The sequence below is a fragment of the Duganella phyllosphaerae genome (genome assembly GCF_001758785.1).
GTDB lineage: Bacteria > Pseudomonadota > Gammaproteobacteria > Burkholderiales > Burkholderiaceae_D > Rugamonas > Rugamonas phyllosphaerae.
Genome location: NZ_LROM01000103.1, coordinates 19,807 through 35,276 on the forward strand (window position 1 = coordinate 19,807; position 15,470 = coordinate 35,276).

Genomic DNA, 15,470 nt, shown 5'->3' on the forward strand with positions numbered 1-15,470 from the left:
GCGCCACAAGCGCGAGAGGTAGGCACAACCGCTACAGAAATTCCGGCGAAACGACTATATGCGTTTTAGCGCCACTTTGCCCGTCACTACGGTTGGCGGAAGAGGTGGTCGTGACCGCATGACAAAGGGACATCGGGCAAGCTGTAGGGGGTGGCGTATTTCGCGAGGGAAGAACATCCGATCAATCTCCAATGGACCTTGAAAGGAATGTTTCATGAATAACGAAGCATCTTCGCAATCTGGTAACCAGTCCTCTGGTAACCAACTCACTGGCGCCGAAATACTGGTGCGCTGCCTCGCGGAAGAGGGCGTCGAGCACGTCTTCGGCTATCCCGGCGGCGCCGTCCTGTATATCTACGACGCCATCTTCAAGCAAGACAAATTCCAACACGTTCTGGTACGCCATGAGCAGGCCGCAGTCCATGCCGCCGACGCCTATTCGCGCAGTTCGAACAAGGTTGGTGTCGCGCTGGTCACGTCCGGTCCGGGTGTCACCAATGCTGTCACAGGTCTTTCCACCGCTTACATGGATTCCATTCCCATGGTCGTGATCTCGGGCCAGGTGCCCAGCCACGCCATCGGCCAGGATGCCTTCCAGGAATGCGACACGGTCGGTATCACCCGTCCCGTGGTCAAGCACAATTTCCTCGTCAAGGACGTCAAGGATTTGGCGGAAACCGTCAAGAAAGCGTTCTTCATCGCCCGCACCGGCCGTCCCGGCCCCGTGCTGGTCGACATCCCGAAGGATATCTCGATGCACAAGACGACGTACTCGTACCCGAAAGAGGTCGAGATGCGTTCGTACAAGCCGGTGGACAAGGGCCACGCCGGCCAGATCCGCAAGGCAGTGCAGTTGCTGCTGCAAGCCGAACGCCCGATGATCTACACCGGCGGCGGCGTGATCCTGGCCAGCGCTTCCGACGAGCTCAACAAGCTGGTCGACAAGCTCGGCTTCCCGGTCACCAACACGTTGATGGGCCTGGGCGCGTACCGCGCCTCGAGCGAGAATTTCCTCGGCATGCCCGGCATGCACGGCACCTACGAAGCGAACATGGCGATGCAGCATTGCGACGTCCTGATCGCCATCGGCGCCCGTTTCGACGACCGCGTGATCGGCAACCCGAAACACTTTGCCTCCAGCCCGCGCAAGATCATCCACGTCGACATCGACCCGTCGTCGATTTCCAAGCGGGTGAAAGTCGATATTCCCATCGTCGGCAACGTCAAGGATGTGCTGATCGAATTCCTGGCCCAGCTCGACGCCAGCGAAGCCAAGCCAAACGCGCCTGCGCTCAAGGACTGGTGGAAGCAGATCGCCGAATGGCGCGGCAAGGATTGCCTGAAATTCGCCGGTTCGGATTTGGTCATCAAGCCGCAGTCGGTCGTGCAAAAAGTATGGGAAATCACCAAGGGCGACGCCTTCATCACGTCCGACGTGGGCCAGCACCAGATGTGGGCCGCGCAGTACTACCCGTTCGACAAGCCCAAGCGCTGGATCAACTCGGGCGGCCTGGGCACCATGGGCGTGGGCCTGCCGTACGCCATGGGCGTGCAGATGGCCAACCCGGATGCGACGGTTGCCTGCATTACCGGCGAAGGCTCGATCCAGATGTGCATCCAGGAGCTCGCCACCTGCAAGCAATACCACCTGACGCCGAAGATCATCATGCTCAACAACCGCTTTTTGGGCATGGTCCGGCAGTGGCAGCAGATCGACTACGGTTCGCGCTACTCCGAGTCGTACATGGATTCGCTGCCCAACTTCGAGAAGCTGGCCGAGGCCTATGGCCACGTCGGCATGCGCATCGAAAAACCGGGCGACGTCGATGGCGCGCTGCGCGATGCGTTCGGCATGAAAGACAAGCTGGTGTTCATGAACTTCATCACCGACCAGTCAGAAAACGTGTGGCCGATGGTCAAGGCAGGCAAGGGCCTCTCTGAAATGCTGCTCGGTTCGGAGGACTTATAAGATGCGACACATTATCTCTGTCTTGCTGGAAAACGAAGCCGGTGCGCTGTCGCGCGTGGTCGGCCTGTTCTCGGCCCGGGGCTACAACATCGAAACGCTGACCGTGGCGCCGACCGAAGACGCGACACTGTCGCGCATGACCATCGTCACCAGCGGCTCGGATGACATCATCGAACAGATCACCAAGCACCTGAATCGCCTGATCGAGGTGGTAAAGGTGGTGGACCTGACCGAAGGCCAGCACATCGAACGCGAGCTCATGCTCATCAAGGTGCGCGCCGTGGGCAAGGAACGTGAAGAAATGAAGCGCACGGCGGACATCTTCCGTGGTCGCATCATCGACGTCACCGAAAAGTCCTACACGATCGAACTGACCGGCGCCAAGACCAAGCTCGACGCGTTCATCGATTCGATCGACCGCGCCTCGATTCTCGAGACGGTACGTACCGGCGGTTCCGGCATCGGACGCGGCGAACGCATCCTCAAAGTTTAATCCCGGTACCGCATACAGCAAGTACCTGTTTACCATACAAAATACCAAGGAATTATCATGAAAGTTTTCTACGACAAAGACGCCGACCTCTCCCTGATCAAGGGTAAAAACGTTGCCATCATCGGCTACGGTTCGCAAGGTCATGCACACGCGCAAAATCTGTCCGAGTCGGGCGTCAACGTCACCGTTGGCCTGCGCAAGGGTGGCGCTTCGTGGAACAAGGTTGAGCAAGCCGGCCTGAAAGTGGCGGAAGTCAATGAGGCCGTCAAGGCTGCCGACGTCATCATGATTTTGCTGCCGGACGAGAACATCGCCCAGGTCTACAACGAAAACATCGCCCCGCACGCCAAGCAAGGCGCGGTACTGGCCTTCGCCCACGGCTTCAACGTCCACTACGGCCAGGTCGTGCCACGCGCCGACCTCGACGTGATCATGGTCGCGCCGAAAGCACCAGGCCACACCGTGCGCGCTACCTACACCCAGGGCGGCGGCGTGCCACACCTGATCGCCGTGTACCAGGACAAGTCCGGCACCGCGCGTGACATCGCCCTGTCGTACGCCTCGGCCAACGGCGGCGGCCGTGCCGGCATCATCGAAACCAACTTCCGCGAAGAAACCGAAACCGACCTGTTCGGCGAACAGGCCGTGCTGTGCGGTGGCGCTGTCGAGCTGATCAAGGCCGGTTTCGAAACCCTGACCGAAGCCGGTTACGCGCCTGAAATGGCGTACTTCGAGTGCCTGCACGAACTGAAACTGATCGTCGACCTGATCTACGAAGGCGGCATCGCCAACATGAACTACTCGATCTCGAACAACGCCGAATACGGCGAGTACGTGACCGGTCCTAAGGTGGTCACCTCGGCCACCAAGGACGCGATGCGCCAGTGCCTGAAAGACATCCAGACCGGCGAATACGCCAAGTCCTTCATCCTGGAAAACAAGGCCGGTGCGCCAACCCTGATCTCGCGTCGCCGCCTGAACTCGGAACACCAGATCGAAGAAGTCGGCGCCAAGCTGCGCGCCATGATGCCGTGGATCGCCAAGAACAAGATGGTTGACCAGTCGAAGAACTAAGCGTTTTTCTGCATACGAGAAGCCGGCGCAAGCCGGCTTTTTTTTCGCGTGGTTAGGTGCGCTCTGTTACAAACACTCACCATGTCTTACAGTTGCATCATGTAAATTCGGTTAAAGTTTGCCCAGTATTTAACTTTTTCCTAACTTTAACCGGAGTTCGCCATGACCGTCATCAAACACCTCGCCGCAGCCGCTGCTGTCACCCTCGCACTGACCGGCGCCGCCCAGGCTGCCGATGCACTGCCGACCACCGGCGCGCTGGTGGTCGTGCCGGCCTTCGGTGAAGTCAAGCATGCCAATGACCAGGCCGTTGCTACGTTTGCCATCGAAGAGCAGGACAAGGACAAGGCCGCTGCCGCGTCGCGCGTGAACCAGAAGATGAAGCAGGGCGTCGACATTCTGAAAAAAGCCGACCCGCAAGCGAGCCTGAAAACCCAGGGCTATTACACCTACCCGGTGTACCCGGAAGACCGTCCGCTCGCAAATGGTCAGGTCGCCAAGCCACGCGTGCCGACCTCGTGGCGCGTGGGCCAGTACGTGGAAGTGACCACCACCAACCTGGAAGCGCTGCCGAAGACCGCCGCCGCCGCCCAGAAGGTGCTGACTTTGAATAATCTCAATTTCGGCCTGGCGCCGGAAACCACGAAGAAGCTCGACGAACAGCGCATTGCCGCCACGTATAAAAACCTGAACGAGCGCATCAATTCGATCGCGACCGCCATGGGCCGCAAGGTTGGCGATGCCGTGCTGGAAACGGTGGACTTCGAAGGTTCGGGCAACTATGCGCAGGAAGGCGCCCGTGCTGCCGCACCGATGATGATGCGCGCCAAGGCGGCCGACAGCATGGAAGTGGCCGAGCCGAGCTTCGAGCCGGGCGAGACCACGCTGGAAATGCGCCTGGTGGGCAAGGTGCGCTTTAAATAAGGTGATGAGGTGATGTTTTAGGGCAAACATCATGGTAGAGTCCCGGTTGCTTTTATATCAACCAGGAAACTGCCATGATGTCCAAACTCGCTGTCACCGCCATTCTCCTCGCCGCAACTACCGCTGCCAACGCAGCCCCGGCGCCCCTGCCGAGCAGCGGCATGCTGATCGTCCTGCCGGCAACCGGCACGGTGCGCCAGGCCAACGACCAGGCATCGATCACGATGACCGCCGAGGAAACCAACAAGGACAAGGCGCTCGCGCAGTCGCGCGTGAACCAGAAGATGAAGCAGGGGCTGGCACTGCTCAAGCAGGCCGACCCGCAAGCGAGCTTCAAGACTGAATCATATTCCACCTATCCCGTCTATCCCGAGCAGACCACGCCGGCGAGTACCCAGTCGCGCGTGCCCAGCGGCTGGCGCGTCACACAAAGTCTGCGCGTGACCACCACCAACCTGGCCGGTTTGCCCAAGACCGTCGCTGCCGGGCAGGGCTTGCTGGGGTTGTCCAACTTGTACTTCAGCCTCTCGCCAGCCACCGCCCAGAAACTCGACGACGAGCGCATCGCCGCTACCTATGCCAACCTCAACCAGCGCGTGCGCGCCGTGGCCGCCGCCATGGGGCGTGATCCTGCCGATGCGGTCGTGGAAGTGATGGATTTTGAGGGTTCGGGCAACTACACCGACCGCGCCGCGCCGCCCGCGCCACCGGCCCCCATGATGCGGGCATCGTCGTTGTCGGCGGCGTCAGCGGTGGAAGAGCCGAGCTTCGAGCCGGGCGAGACCACGCTGAATATGCGCGCGGTGGGCAAGGTGCGCTTCAAATAGGCTATCGCGTGCACAATGGGCGCTGCGGATGCGGCTCCCTGTTTTAGGTTCGGCTCCACTATAATGATGAAGCAACAAAAAACATTAACCGTACTGGAACCCTATGCCGAACTTCCCGCGTCGCCGCGCCAAGAACGCCGCTGCCAAAGCCAAACTGCCCAAGACGTCGCGTTTCAGCCGTTTTGCGCGCAGGGCCAGGGGGGAAGACCTCGACCGTCCCCGCCCGCGCGGCATTTACCTGCTGCCCAACGCCTTTACGACCGCCGCGCTGTTCTGCGGCTTCTACGCCATCGTCATGGCGATGAACCAGAAATTCGAATATTCGGCCTGGGCGATCTTCATCGCCATGGTGCTTGACGGCCTCGACGGCCGCGTGGCAAGGCTCACCAATACCCAGAGCGAATTCGGCGCCCAGTACGACAGCCTGGCCGACATGGTCTCGTTCGGCGCCGCGCCGGCATTGGTGATTTACGAATGGTCGCTGCGCGGCCTGGGCAAGCTGGGCTGGATCGCTGCGTTCGTGTATTGCGCTGGCGCCGCGCTGCGCCTGGCCCGCTTCAACACCAATATCGCCGTGGTCGACAAGCGCTTCTTCCAGGGCTTGCCATCGCCGTCGGCCGCCGCGCTGGTGGCCGGTTTCGTGCTGCTGATGGTGGACCAGGACGTCTCCGGCCTGGACCTGGCCTGGGTGTCGTGGGGCATTGCCGTGTTTGCCGGCCTGACCATGGTCACCAACGTGCCGTTCTACAGCTTCAAGGACGTCAATTTCCGCAAGTCGGTACCGTTCATCACGGTCTTCCTGATCGCGCTGTTCTTCGCCCTGATCTCGATCGACCCGCCCAAGGTGATGTTCCCGCTGTTTATCGGGTACGGCCTGTCGGGCTACGCGGTGCTGGTGTGGCGCCTGGCCAAGGGCAAGCCGGTCAGCGTGATCCAGACCGAGATCGAGGACGACGATCATCTTCGTTAAGCCTGGTTGAAAGCAGGGCCGCAATTGCGGCCCTTTTTTTTGCTCTACTGCGACGTTGCTCAGCGACCTTGCGTGGACTGTTGTTGATTACGTTCGCCGCTGTTGGTGCTGCTGTTGCTGCCGCTGGTGCCGTTTTTCGAGCCGCGGTTTTTCTGTTTCGATTGCGGGTCGGTGTTGCTGCCGCTGTTACCGCTGGCGCTGCTGCCGCTGCCATTTCCCATCGAGCCCGATTGGCTGCCTGCGCTGCCGGTGCCGCTGCTGCCACTGGTAGTGCCGGTACCCATGCTACCCGTACCGCTGCTTCGGCTACCGGTGCTACCGCTGCCCGATTGTCCGCCGGTACCGCTTTGACCGCTGCCGCTGGTGCCGGTTTGGCCACTGGTGCCACTGGTGCCACTCGTGCCACTGCTGCCGGTGCGCCCACTGTTGCTGGTGCCGCTGGCGCCGGATTGACCGCTACCCGTGCCGCTGGCCCCGGTGCTGCCGCTGGTGCCGGTCTGGCTGCTGCTGCCTGAACCGGTACCACTGCCGGAACCTGTACCGGTAGTCGTACCGCTGGTCTGTGCCACGGCGCTGGCGCTCATCAGTGCTGCGACGATCCATGCTGTCAATTTGGTGTTCATATCATCTCCTCGATTGGTGTGGGTGAGCAGTCATTTTTCCATTTGGTTTGGTAATCTGAGTAGGACTGCTCCCCATGGCTGGGTCGGACTAAATCGAGACAATAGGCGTGGGCCGACACTTCGTTCCACGCCGAAGCATTCGATCTCGCCGCCAGCTATCTTGTCGCTACATTCAACGACCGAGGCCAGCATGACCATTACCTGCTTTATCCACTACCAGATCGACCCGTTTCAGCGCGATACCTTCCGCCTGTATGCCGAAAACTGGGGCCGCATCATCCCGCGCCTCGGTGGCCACCTGCTCGGCTACTTCCTGCCGCACGAGGGTACCAACGACGAGGCGTGGGGACTGGTGGCGTTCGACTCGCTGGCCGCTTACGAAGCGTATCGCGCCCGCCTGCGCGCCGACGACGAGGCGCGCGCCAATTTCGGCCTGGCCCGCAGCCAGCGCTTCATCCTGCGCGAGCAGCGCACCTTTGTCGAGGCGGTCGAAGGCGCGTTCTGCCTGCCACTGCTGCGGTGGCAGTGCAAGCTGGAGCTTGTGTCGGCAGCAGGGGGTGTCCCTATGTCCTTCGTCAAGCGGTATCGAACGTAAGCTTCGGGGTCAGTGCCGACATTCGGACATTATTGAACTTAACCGCACGGTATTGGTCGTTGTAGTGATGGGTTCGTGTCTAAATGTCGGCACTGACCCCGAAGGGGGGGCATCCATGCAGTTAAGCGGCCTGTGCCGTGGTGGTTCAGCTTTCGATCTGCCAGCGGTATTGCACACTGGTCCAGGTGGGCATGGGTTTGCCTTGCTCGGCGTACGGCTTAAACAGGCATCGCTTGACGCCGTCGCTGGCTGCCTGGTCCAGCAATGGATGACCGCTCGATGCCAGGACTTTTGCGTCGCGCACGACGCCGTCTTCGTCGATCAGAAGAGCCAGTTTCACCGTCCCTTGCTGCCCTTTGCGCAACGCCTCGCGCGGCCAGCGCGGCCAGTTGCATGTGTGCCACAATGGTGTCGATGCTGCCGATGTTGACACTGGCTCGGGGGCGAGGCCGGAGGCCGGGTCGGCACTTGCTTCCTGGCGCAAGCGCCTGGCCCGCGCTGGTAGCTTGAGCACGCCTTGACCTGTTTCATACAACTGCGCCAGCGCCACCTTGGCCAGCCTGCTGCCATTGGCAGCCGCCTCGCTGTACAGCCTGGCCGCCTGTTTGTCGTCCCGCACAACGCCGTGTCCTTGGGCATACGCCGCGCCCAGATCGTAGGAGGCCAGCGGGGCGCCCAGTTCGACAGCCTTGGCAAGCAGCTCGATGGCGCGCTGGATATCGCCCGGTGCATCACTGTCGAGCAATTCGGCGCCGCGATACGCCATCGCATGGGGATGATTGTTGGATATCGCCCGTTCCAGCCATGCATCGCCTGCATTGTGCTGGCCCGCCCGCATCATCAACATTGCCAGGCCCATCTGGGCATGGGAATTATTTTGGGCCGCTGCTTTGCGCATCCATGCCACAGCTTCTTGCGCCGCCCCTTTGTTTTCCCTGCTTTCCTCCATCAGTATGTCTGCCATCTTGTCCTGGGCGCTGGCCAGGCCCTGGCCGGCTGCCAGCCGCAGCAATTTTTTGCCCTGGTCTTCATCGCGGGCTATGCCAAGGCCATCGAACAGTGCTCTACCGAGTTCGAAGCGGCTTTGCGCTTCGCCGCGCTCGGCGCCGGCTCGCCACTGCGCCAGTTGCTGCTGAAGCTGCTCAGGTGAGGTGTTGTCGAGAAGCCAGGCGTAGGGTATCTCAACCCAGTCCGCCACCGGTTTGCCATTTTCTGTTGCCGGATGGAAGATGCAGCGTTCGAGCGCTTCCTGGGCCGCCAAGTCCAGCACCGGGTATCCGCTGGACGACATGACAGCCGACTCGCGCACTTGTCCATTCTCTCCGATCAGCAGCCGCAGCAAGGACTTGCCGGTATGGCCCGCCGCCTGCTCCAGCGCCGGGTAAGGCGCCTTGTCGCACCGGGTTTGGTCGATGGCAGGAGCGGTCGTCTGGGCCATGCCAGGTGTGGCAATCGGCATACAGGCGAGCAATACTATTGAAGCAAGTGAGGGGCGATGATGCATCTGGGCGCTTTTAAAAATCAAACAACAATTTTAACCCGTAGATTAATTGCCCATAAATAATATCTGGTTCCAGGCGAATCATGGCGGTGGCCAGAATGAGGATAGTGCGAGAGCGAGGTGGCGGAGGCAGGAGGGCAGAGCAGAGATCAGGCGGGAGTGTGGCACGCGCGGAAATTACCACGCGTTGCCACAGCAAGTTGAGCGTTACAGCAGGATCAGAAGCGCACTTTGAGGTAAGCGGCAGGACCGTTCAGGCGCACGTTGACAGCGGTGTCGTCGCGGTCGCGGCGCAGGCTGATCTTGGAGGCAGTGTATTCCGCCACCACGCCGACCATCGGCGTCACATACCATTCCATGCCGACCGAGCCGCCATAGATGTGGCCGTTGACGTCGCCGCCGTTTTTCTTGATGCCGTTGGCATTGGCATAGAAGCGTGCTTCAGGCGAGAACTGGTGGCGATAGCCGAGTTCCAGCAGCGGCGCCCAGGCGCTTTCGCTTTCGTCGTAGCGGGCGTTGCCGGAAATGCCATTGATCGAACCGTTGGCCGTGCCTTCGATGCCGGCGCGGTAGTAGGCGCCGCCGATGCCGATGCCGAACACGTCAGCGCCCTGGCCCAGCCACCATTTGTAGGCAACGCTGGCCAGGTCCAGGCGCAGCTTGGCGTTCAGCTGGCCGTTGCCGGTCAATGGCTGGCCGTTGAAGTTGGTGCTGCCGGACAGGCCAGGGTTGTAGTCCTTGTCGTAACGGTAGTAGTCGAAGTCGAAGCCGTGCGAGTCGCCGATCAGTACCGACGCTTTCACGCGCGGCAGGGTGGTCTTGTCGCCCTTGTAGGTGCCCGTGTCAATGCGGCCGTATTCGGTGTCACCCTCGACCTTGATGCGCGGCTCGGTGTAGAACGCACCCACCGACAGGCTGGCGCGATCGAGTGCCGGCGACGGCTCGGCAAACGCCAGCGCGGAGACGGTTGACAGGGCCAGCAGGGAAGCGGTGTAGATGGCGGTGCGAGCGGAAGGGGTGCGGAAAGACATGACTACTCCATGAAAAGTTGCGTAACGGTATGGGGCGGATCATATCAATCACACAGCTTATTTCACGTCGGCGCACTCCCACGCTTTACGTCGGACTGCTCCTACTCACCTCGCTACCCACTCGGCTTATCGTAGCCAGCGCGATTCGCGCTCCGGCTCCGGCCCGCTGACCATGGCCTGCAGCACGCCTTTGCGGTCGAACTCCACATGCATCAGGGAATCCCACACGCCGGCCTCCTTGTAACGATAAACCCACACATCGCCATCGACGCTGGCGTAACGCACCTGGTCGGACGGCGCGCCAAGCTGGCGCAGGACGGTTTCTTTTGTGGCCTGTTGCAAACGCAAGGCGGCAAATTGTTCGGCGGTGGGCATCGGTTGCGGCGCAGCGCAAGCGGCCAGCAGCAGTGGAAGTGAGACCAGCAGCAACAGTTTTTTCATCGCAAGCTCCCGGTGGCGGTGGATTATTCAACAATTGTAGTCCGCAACAGGTACATGGCGAGCATTTTCCGCTATACTTGCGGGTCTGGTCTTTTCGGACCAGTTTTTTGAAATCACGGTGGGCAGGGTTCAGACTCCGCGCACCGCATGTTAAAGGTAAATATCATGACCGTAGAAAACATCAACAAAGCCGCGATCATCGCGGACAACGCCCGTGGCCAAAAAGACACCGGCTCGCCAGAAGTGCAAGTTGCACTGCTGACCGCCCGCATCAACGAACTGAACGGCCACTTCAAGGCCCACAGCAAGGATCACCACTCGCGTCGCGGTCTGATCATGATGGTTAACCGTCGTAAAAGCCTGCTGTCGTACCTGAAGAACAAGGATGCTACCCGTTACCGCGATCTGATCGCCAAACTGGGTCTGCGTAAGTAATCAGCTTATTGCATACTTTTGCATCCTGAGCTTCAAAGAAATGCCTGCGCCAGTGTGACTGTCGCAGGCATTTTGTCATTTGTACAAACGAAAAAATTGCCAGCTAGCATAGTATTTTAGCAAGCTGGCATGGTTGTAAAGAATGAGTTGTAAAGCGTAGCAAAGGCGGCAGCCACAGATGCCGCCCGTGGTGAGGTGAACGACAGCGCCTGAAAATCTGTCGGCAAATAGAAAGGGATTTACCCATGTTTAATAAAGTTACGAAAACCTTCCAGTACGGTCAACACACCGTCACGCTGGAAACCGGCGAAATCGCTCGCCAAGCCTCTGGCGCAGTGCTGGTGTCGATCGAAGACACCGTGGTGCTGGCCACCGTGGTGGCGCGCAAGGATGCCAAGCCGGGCCAGGACTTCTTCCCGCTGACCGTCGATTACCTTGAAAAGACCTATGCAGCCGGCAAGATTCCCGGTGGTTTCTTCAAACGTGAAGGCCGCCCTTCGGAAAAAGAAACCCTGACCTCGCGTCTGATCGACCGTCCGATCCGCCCGCTGTTCCCAGAGGGTTACATGAACGAAGTGCAGGTGATCATTCACGTACTGTCGGTCAACCCTGAAATCGATCCCGACATCGCGTCGATGATCGGCGCCTCGGCCGCCCTGTGCGTGTCGGGCGTCCCGTTCAACGGCCCGATCGGCGCAGCCCGCGTGGGTTACGCCAATGGCCAGTACATCCTCAACCCGACGGTTGAGCAGCTGAAAACCTCGCAGATGGACCTGGTCGTTGCCGGTACCGAATCGGCCGTGCTGATGGTCGAATCGGAAGCCAAGCAGCTGTCCGAAGAAATCATGCTCGGCGCCGTGGTGTTTGGCCACACCCAGATGAAAGCTGTCATCGACGCCATCCACGACCTGGTACGCGACGGCGGCAAGCCCGAGCAGGTATGGACCGCGCCAGCGAAAAACGAAGCACTGATCGGCCGCGTGACCGCGTTTGCCGAAGCGAAAATCCGCGAAGCCTACCAGACCCGCGACAAGCAGGCCCGTACCGACAAGCTGCGCTCGATGCACGCTGAAGTCGTGGCCGACCTGGGCGCCGAAGCTGCCGCCTCGGGCGCTGCCGCACCGGATGGCGTAGAAGTTGGCAACATCCTGTTCGACATGGAAGCCAAGGTCGTGCGTTCGCAAATCCTCGAAGGCGAGCCACGCATCGACGGCCGCGACACCCGCACCGTGCGTCCGATCTCGATCCGCACCTCGGTTCTGCCACGTACCCACGGTTCGGCACTGTTTACCCGTGGCGAAACCCAGGCCCTGGTCGTTGCCACCCTGGGCACCGCCCGCGATTCGCAAAAGATCGATGCGCTGATGGGCGAGTTCACCGACTCCTTCATGCTGCACTACAACATGCCACCGTTCGCTACCGGCGAAACCGGCCGTGTCGGTACGCCGAAGCGCCGCGAAGTCGGTCACGGCCGCCTGGCCAAGCGCGCGCTGATCGCCGCGTTGCCGGCAGCTGACGAGTTCAGCTACGCTGTGCGCCTGGTGTCGGAAATCACCGAATCGAACGGTTCGTCGTCGATGGCTTCGGTCTGCGGCGGCTGCCTGGCGCTGATGGATGCGGGCGTACCGATGAAAGAGCACGTGGCCGGTATCGCCATGGGCCTGATCAAGGACGGCGGCAAGTTTGCCGTGCTGTCGGACATCCTGGGCGACGAAGATCACCTGGGCGACATGGACTTCAAGGTCGCTGGTACCCGTAACGGTATCACCGCGCTGCAGATGGACATCAAGATCCAGGGCATCACCAAGGAAATCATGCAAGTGGCGCTGGCGCAAGCCAAGGAAGGCCGCGAGCACATCCTGGGCGAAATGCAGAAGGCCATGCCAACCGTGAAAACGGAACTGTCCGACTTCGCTCCGCGCCTGATCACCATCAAGATCAACCCGGAGAAAATCCGTGACGTGATCGGCAAGGGCGGCGCCGTCATCCGCGCTCTGACCGAAGAGACCGGCACCCAGATCGACATCAGCGACGAAGGCGTGGTCACCATCGCTTCCGTCGATGCTGCTGCCGGCCAGGAAGCCAAGCGCCGCATCGAAGAACTGACCGCGTCGGTCGAAGTGGGCAAGACCTACGACGGTACCGTCCTGAAGCTGCTGGACTTCGGCGCCATCGTCCAGGTCATGCCAGGCAAGGACGGCCTGCTGCACATCTCGCAGATCGCCAACGAGCGTGTGAACGCCGTGGCCGACTACCTGAAAGAAGGCCAGCAAGTGCGTGTCAAGGTCCTGGAAACCGACGACCGCGGCCGCCTCAAGCTGTCGATGAAAGCTGCTGCTGAAGAAGCGGCCGCCGCTGCCCAGTAATCTGTGCAGTAAAATGTCGTTGTAGTTTGAAAAGCCGCCGAGCGCACCCGCGCCGGCGGCTTTTTTCATCTCGGCTATACTTTCTTGTATGCCACCATTTAACCTGTTCAACCGCGTCTCCAAGGCGCCGACCAATCCGCGCACGCCGGCTCAGCCACCCCAGCCACGCCAGTTCGACGTGGCCGACCTGTACCAGGGGCCGCTCAATACCGGCCAGGCGCCCGACAGTGCCGCGCCTGCGCTCGACGAAAAGCTGCGCCAGGCCTATTTCTGGATCGTCAACACGGCCATCATCAGCCCGCACTACGACATCGAGTACAACCACGGCCCGGCGCAAACCTACGCGGTAGGGGACGCCCGCCGCACGCTCAACCTGCCGTCGGCGCAGAGTTATTCGAGCTTCGTGCTGCTGCCGCTGCTGACCTTTGCCACGCGCCGCAAGTGCCTGTTCGTCGGCGGTCCCGGGCGCGGCAAGACCGCCAGCGCGATCCTGATGGGGGTGCTGTCGGGGGCGTCGGTCAAAGACGTCAAGCGCGCCATGCAACACGGCCACCCGCAGATGACCATTGCCGACCTGCTCGGCAATCCGCTGCCGGCCGACCTGGTCAACGCCCAGAGCATGGACGAGATCCGCATCGCCTGGCGCGCCTGGCTCGGCATGCGCGTAAAAATCATCGACGAATACAACCGCATCCCGCCGCGCACCCAGAGCGCGCTGCTCACGCTGATGGGCGACAACTACGCCGAAGTGCTCAACCACATCTACGAATGCCCGGAATCGGCCTGGTACCTGACCGCCAACGACGACCAGGGCGGCGGCACCTACGAGGTGATCGAAGCGCTGCGCGACCGTATCGACGTGGTGGTGCAGGCGCTGGCGTTCAATCCGCGCTTCCTCGGCGAGCTGCTGGTGCGCATCGAGGAAAACCTCAAGCCCGAAGAACTGGTGCCGCCCGAGATCGTGTTTACGCCGGCCGAGGTGGACCGCATGGTCGAGGAGATCCGCGCGGTAGCCGTGCCCGAGCCGATCCGGCGCCGGCTGGAGTTTTTCACCAGCCAGTTCGAACTGCTGGCCGCCGCCGGCGACCAGTTCGAATACATGACCAAGGACACGGCGCGCCTGTCCGGCTTCGACTGGAGCGCGGTGATTGCCGCCGACAGCGGCCGCGATCGGCTCAAGGACCTGGGTTGCCAGACTGTCAACGGCCTGTCGGTGCGCAACCTGATGACCTTGCTGATCTACGCCAAGGCGCTGGCCTATTTCCGCGGCAATGCCGAGGTGGAACTGGACGACGTGCGGCAGGTGCTGCCGTTCGTATTGCACGACAAGCTGCGGCCGGATCTCGACGCGCCGTTCTTCGGCCTGCCGGAAAACGCCGCCTTCCGCACCGACCAGATCAGCTGGCTGCGGCGGCTGTTCGACCTGTCCAGCGCCGAGTACGACCGCCTCGATCTCGACCACAACGACCCGGTCGGCGAGATGGGCGCGCAGTTCGAAGAGGGCCTCGACGGCTTGACCGAGCGCGAAGTGCTCAAGCGCCTGAACCGCATCGAAAAACACGTGGGCGAGCAGATCCGGGGCCGCAAGCTGTACGGCCACCTGTACGACGACCTGCTCAAGCTGAAGTACCTGCACCAGCGCTACACCAACTACCTGGTGTGGCTGCGCTCGCAAGCATGATCTCCGAGCGTTTCGCCCGGCTGCTGGCCGCCGGCCGCCCCGAGCTGAACCGCCGCGTGGCCGAGGCGCGGCGCCGCCATACCGGGTTCGATACCGCAGCGTTTGGCGACTTCCTGGCCATGGCTGCCGATCCGGTGGTCTGTGCGGCCGATGCGCATGCGCCCGAGCGTGCTGGTGGCGTGGCGATGGCGGCGTTCGATGCGGCCTTGGCGCTGGTCGCGCAGGGGCACGGTGGTAACGGCATGGTCGCTACCGTGTGGCGCGAGCTGGTACCGCAGTATGTTGCGCTGCTGTGCGTGCAGCCGGCGGCGGTACTCGGCATGCTGACCAATGCAGCCTTGCACGTGCAGCGCCAGCGCGGTGCGCGCGTGGCGCAGTGGCAGGCCATCATGGCGCAGCTGGCGCCCATGATCGGGAACGCCGCGCAGCAGATGCCGCACGCTGGCGAGGTCAGTCATCTGGCCGCTGTGGGGCAGATCGCCGCCTGGCGCGCCGGCATGGCGCACTTTCGGCAGGGCGCCATCGCGGCGGCCGATGTGC

At 61.5% G+C, this 15,470-nt stretch carries 14 protein-coding genes and 1 pseudogene; 11 read left to right on the forward strand and 4 right to left on the reverse strand.

Features of this window, described 5'->3' with window-relative positions:
* Nucleotides 1–214 precede the first annotated feature (214 nt).
* The 6 genes from DUPY_RS18760 to pssA all read left to right on the forward strand — a co-directional run bounded on the left by DUPY_RS18760 (nucleotide 215) and on the right by pssA (nucleotide 6,257).
* On the forward strand, nucleotides 215–1,969 hold the full coding sequence (locus tag DUPY_RS18760) for an acetolactate synthase 3 catalytic subunit (protein ID WP_071651672.1): 1,755 nt from the start codon (nucleotides 215–217) through the stop codon (nucleotides 1,967–1,969).
* 1 nt (nucleotide 1,970) lies between these two features.
* Nucleotides 1,971–2,462 carry an acetolactate synthase small subunit gene (gene ilvN, locus DUPY_RS18765; RefSeq protein WP_070250010.1) on the forward strand — a complete coding sequence of 164 codons (492 nt, stop codon included), beginning with the start codon at nucleotides 1,971–1,973 and terminating at the stop codon, nucleotides 2,460–2,462.
* 57 nt (nucleotides 2,463–2,519) lie between these two features.
* Nucleotides 2,520–3,536 carry a ketol-acid reductoisomerase gene (gene ilvC / locus DUPY_RS18770; protein ID WP_070250012.1) on the forward strand — a complete coding sequence of 339 codons (1,017 nt, stop codon included), beginning with the start codon at nucleotides 2,520–2,522 and terminating at the stop codon, nucleotides 3,534–3,536.
* A 162-nt stretch (nucleotides 3,537–3,698) separates the two neighbouring features.
* Nucleotides 3,699–4,460, forward strand: a complete 762-nt coding sequence (locus DUPY_RS18775) for an SIMPL domain-containing protein (protein ID WP_070250014.1) — start codon at nucleotides 3,699–3,701, stop codon at nucleotides 4,458–4,460.
* Nucleotides 4,461–4,534: 74 nt separating this feature from the next.
* Nucleotides 4,535–5,287, forward strand: coding sequence for an SIMPL domain-containing protein (locus DUPY_RS18780; RefSeq protein WP_070250016.1), 753 nt, complete (start codon nucleotides 4,535–4,537; stop codon nucleotides 5,285–5,287).
* Nucleotides 5,288–5,390: 103 nt separating this feature from the next.
* Complete coding sequence (gene pssA, locus DUPY_RS18785) at nucleotides 5,391–6,257, forward strand: CDP-diacylglycerol--serine O-phosphatidyltransferase (protein WP_070250018.1); 867 nt, start codon at nucleotides 5,391–5,393, stop codon at nucleotides 6,255–6,257.
* 59 nt (nucleotides 6,258–6,316) lie between these two features.
* Here the strand turns inward: pssA and DUPY_RS18790 are convergent, their stop codons facing one another.
* Nucleotides 6,317–6,880, reverse strand: coding sequence for a hypothetical protein (locus DUPY_RS18790; RefSeq protein WP_070250020.1), 564 nt, complete (start codon nucleotides 6,878–6,880; stop codon nucleotides 6,317–6,319).
* Between the two features lie 190 nt (nucleotides 6,881–7,070).
* Here DUPY_RS18790 and DUPY_RS18795 point away from each other — a divergent pair, with 190 nt between their 5' ends.
* Nucleotides 7,071–7,475, forward strand: a complete 405-nt coding sequence (locus DUPY_RS18795) for an NIPSNAP family protein (RefSeq protein ID WP_141749604.1) — start codon at nucleotides 7,071–7,073, stop codon at nucleotides 7,473–7,475.
* Nucleotides 7,476–7,620: 145 nt separating this feature from the next.
* Here DUPY_RS18795 and DUPY_RS18800 read toward each other — a convergent pair whose 3' ends face one another.
* The 3 genes from DUPY_RS18800 to DUPY_RS18810 all read right to left on the reverse strand — a co-directional run bounded on the left by DUPY_RS18800 (nucleotide 7,621) and on the right by DUPY_RS18810 (nucleotide 10,448).
* Nucleotides 7,621–9,000 carry a TonB family protein gene (locus DUPY_RS18800; RefSeq protein ID WP_084640792.1) on the reverse strand — a complete coding sequence of 460 codons (1,380 nt, stop codon included), beginning with the start codon at nucleotides 8,998–9,000 and terminating at the stop codon, nucleotides 7,621–7,623.
* 194 nt (nucleotides 9,001–9,194) lie between these two features.
* Entirely contained in the window at nucleotides 9,195–10,007 is an 813-nt protein-coding gene (locus DUPY_RS18805) for a hypothetical protein (RefSeq protein WP_070250024.1), read from the reverse strand.
* Between the two features lie 126 nt (nucleotides 10,008–10,133).
* On the reverse strand, nucleotides 10,134–10,448 hold the full coding sequence (locus tag DUPY_RS18810) for a hypothetical protein (protein ID WP_070250027.1): 315 nt from the start codon (nucleotides 10,446–10,448) through the stop codon (nucleotides 10,134–10,136).
* A gap of 165 nt (nucleotides 10,449–10,613) precedes the next feature.
* On the opposite strand from DUPY_RS18810, the gene rpsO reads away from it, so the two are divergent.
* From rpsO to DUPY_RS18830, 4 genes and pseudogenes are all read left to right on the forward strand, one after another.
* Complete coding sequence (rpsO, locus tag DUPY_RS18815; RefSeq protein ID WP_026637007.1) at nucleotides 10,614–10,883, forward strand: 30S ribosomal protein S15; 270 nt, start codon at nucleotides 10,614–10,616, stop codon at nucleotides 10,881–10,883.
* Between the two features lie 245 nt (nucleotides 10,884–11,128).
* The gene (gene pnp, locus DUPY_RS18820) at nucleotides 11,129–13,249 is read left to right on the forward strand and encodes a polyribonucleotide nucleotidyltransferase (RefSeq protein WP_070250029.1); all 2,121 of its coding nucleotides are present in this window, start codon (nucleotides 11,129–11,131) and stop codon (nucleotides 13,247–13,249) included.
* Between the two features lie 88 nt (nucleotides 13,250–13,337).
* Nucleotides 13,338–14,930, forward strand: a complete 1,593-nt coding sequence (locus DUPY_RS18825) for an AAA family ATPase (protein WP_070250030.1) — start codon at nucleotides 13,338–13,340, stop codon at nucleotides 14,928–14,930.
* A pseudogene (locus DUPY_RS18830) lies at nucleotides 14,927–15,470 on the forward strand (hypothetical protein); the annotation flags it as partial. The gene DUPY_RS18825 and the pseudogene DUPY_RS18830, both read left to right, overlap by 4 nt.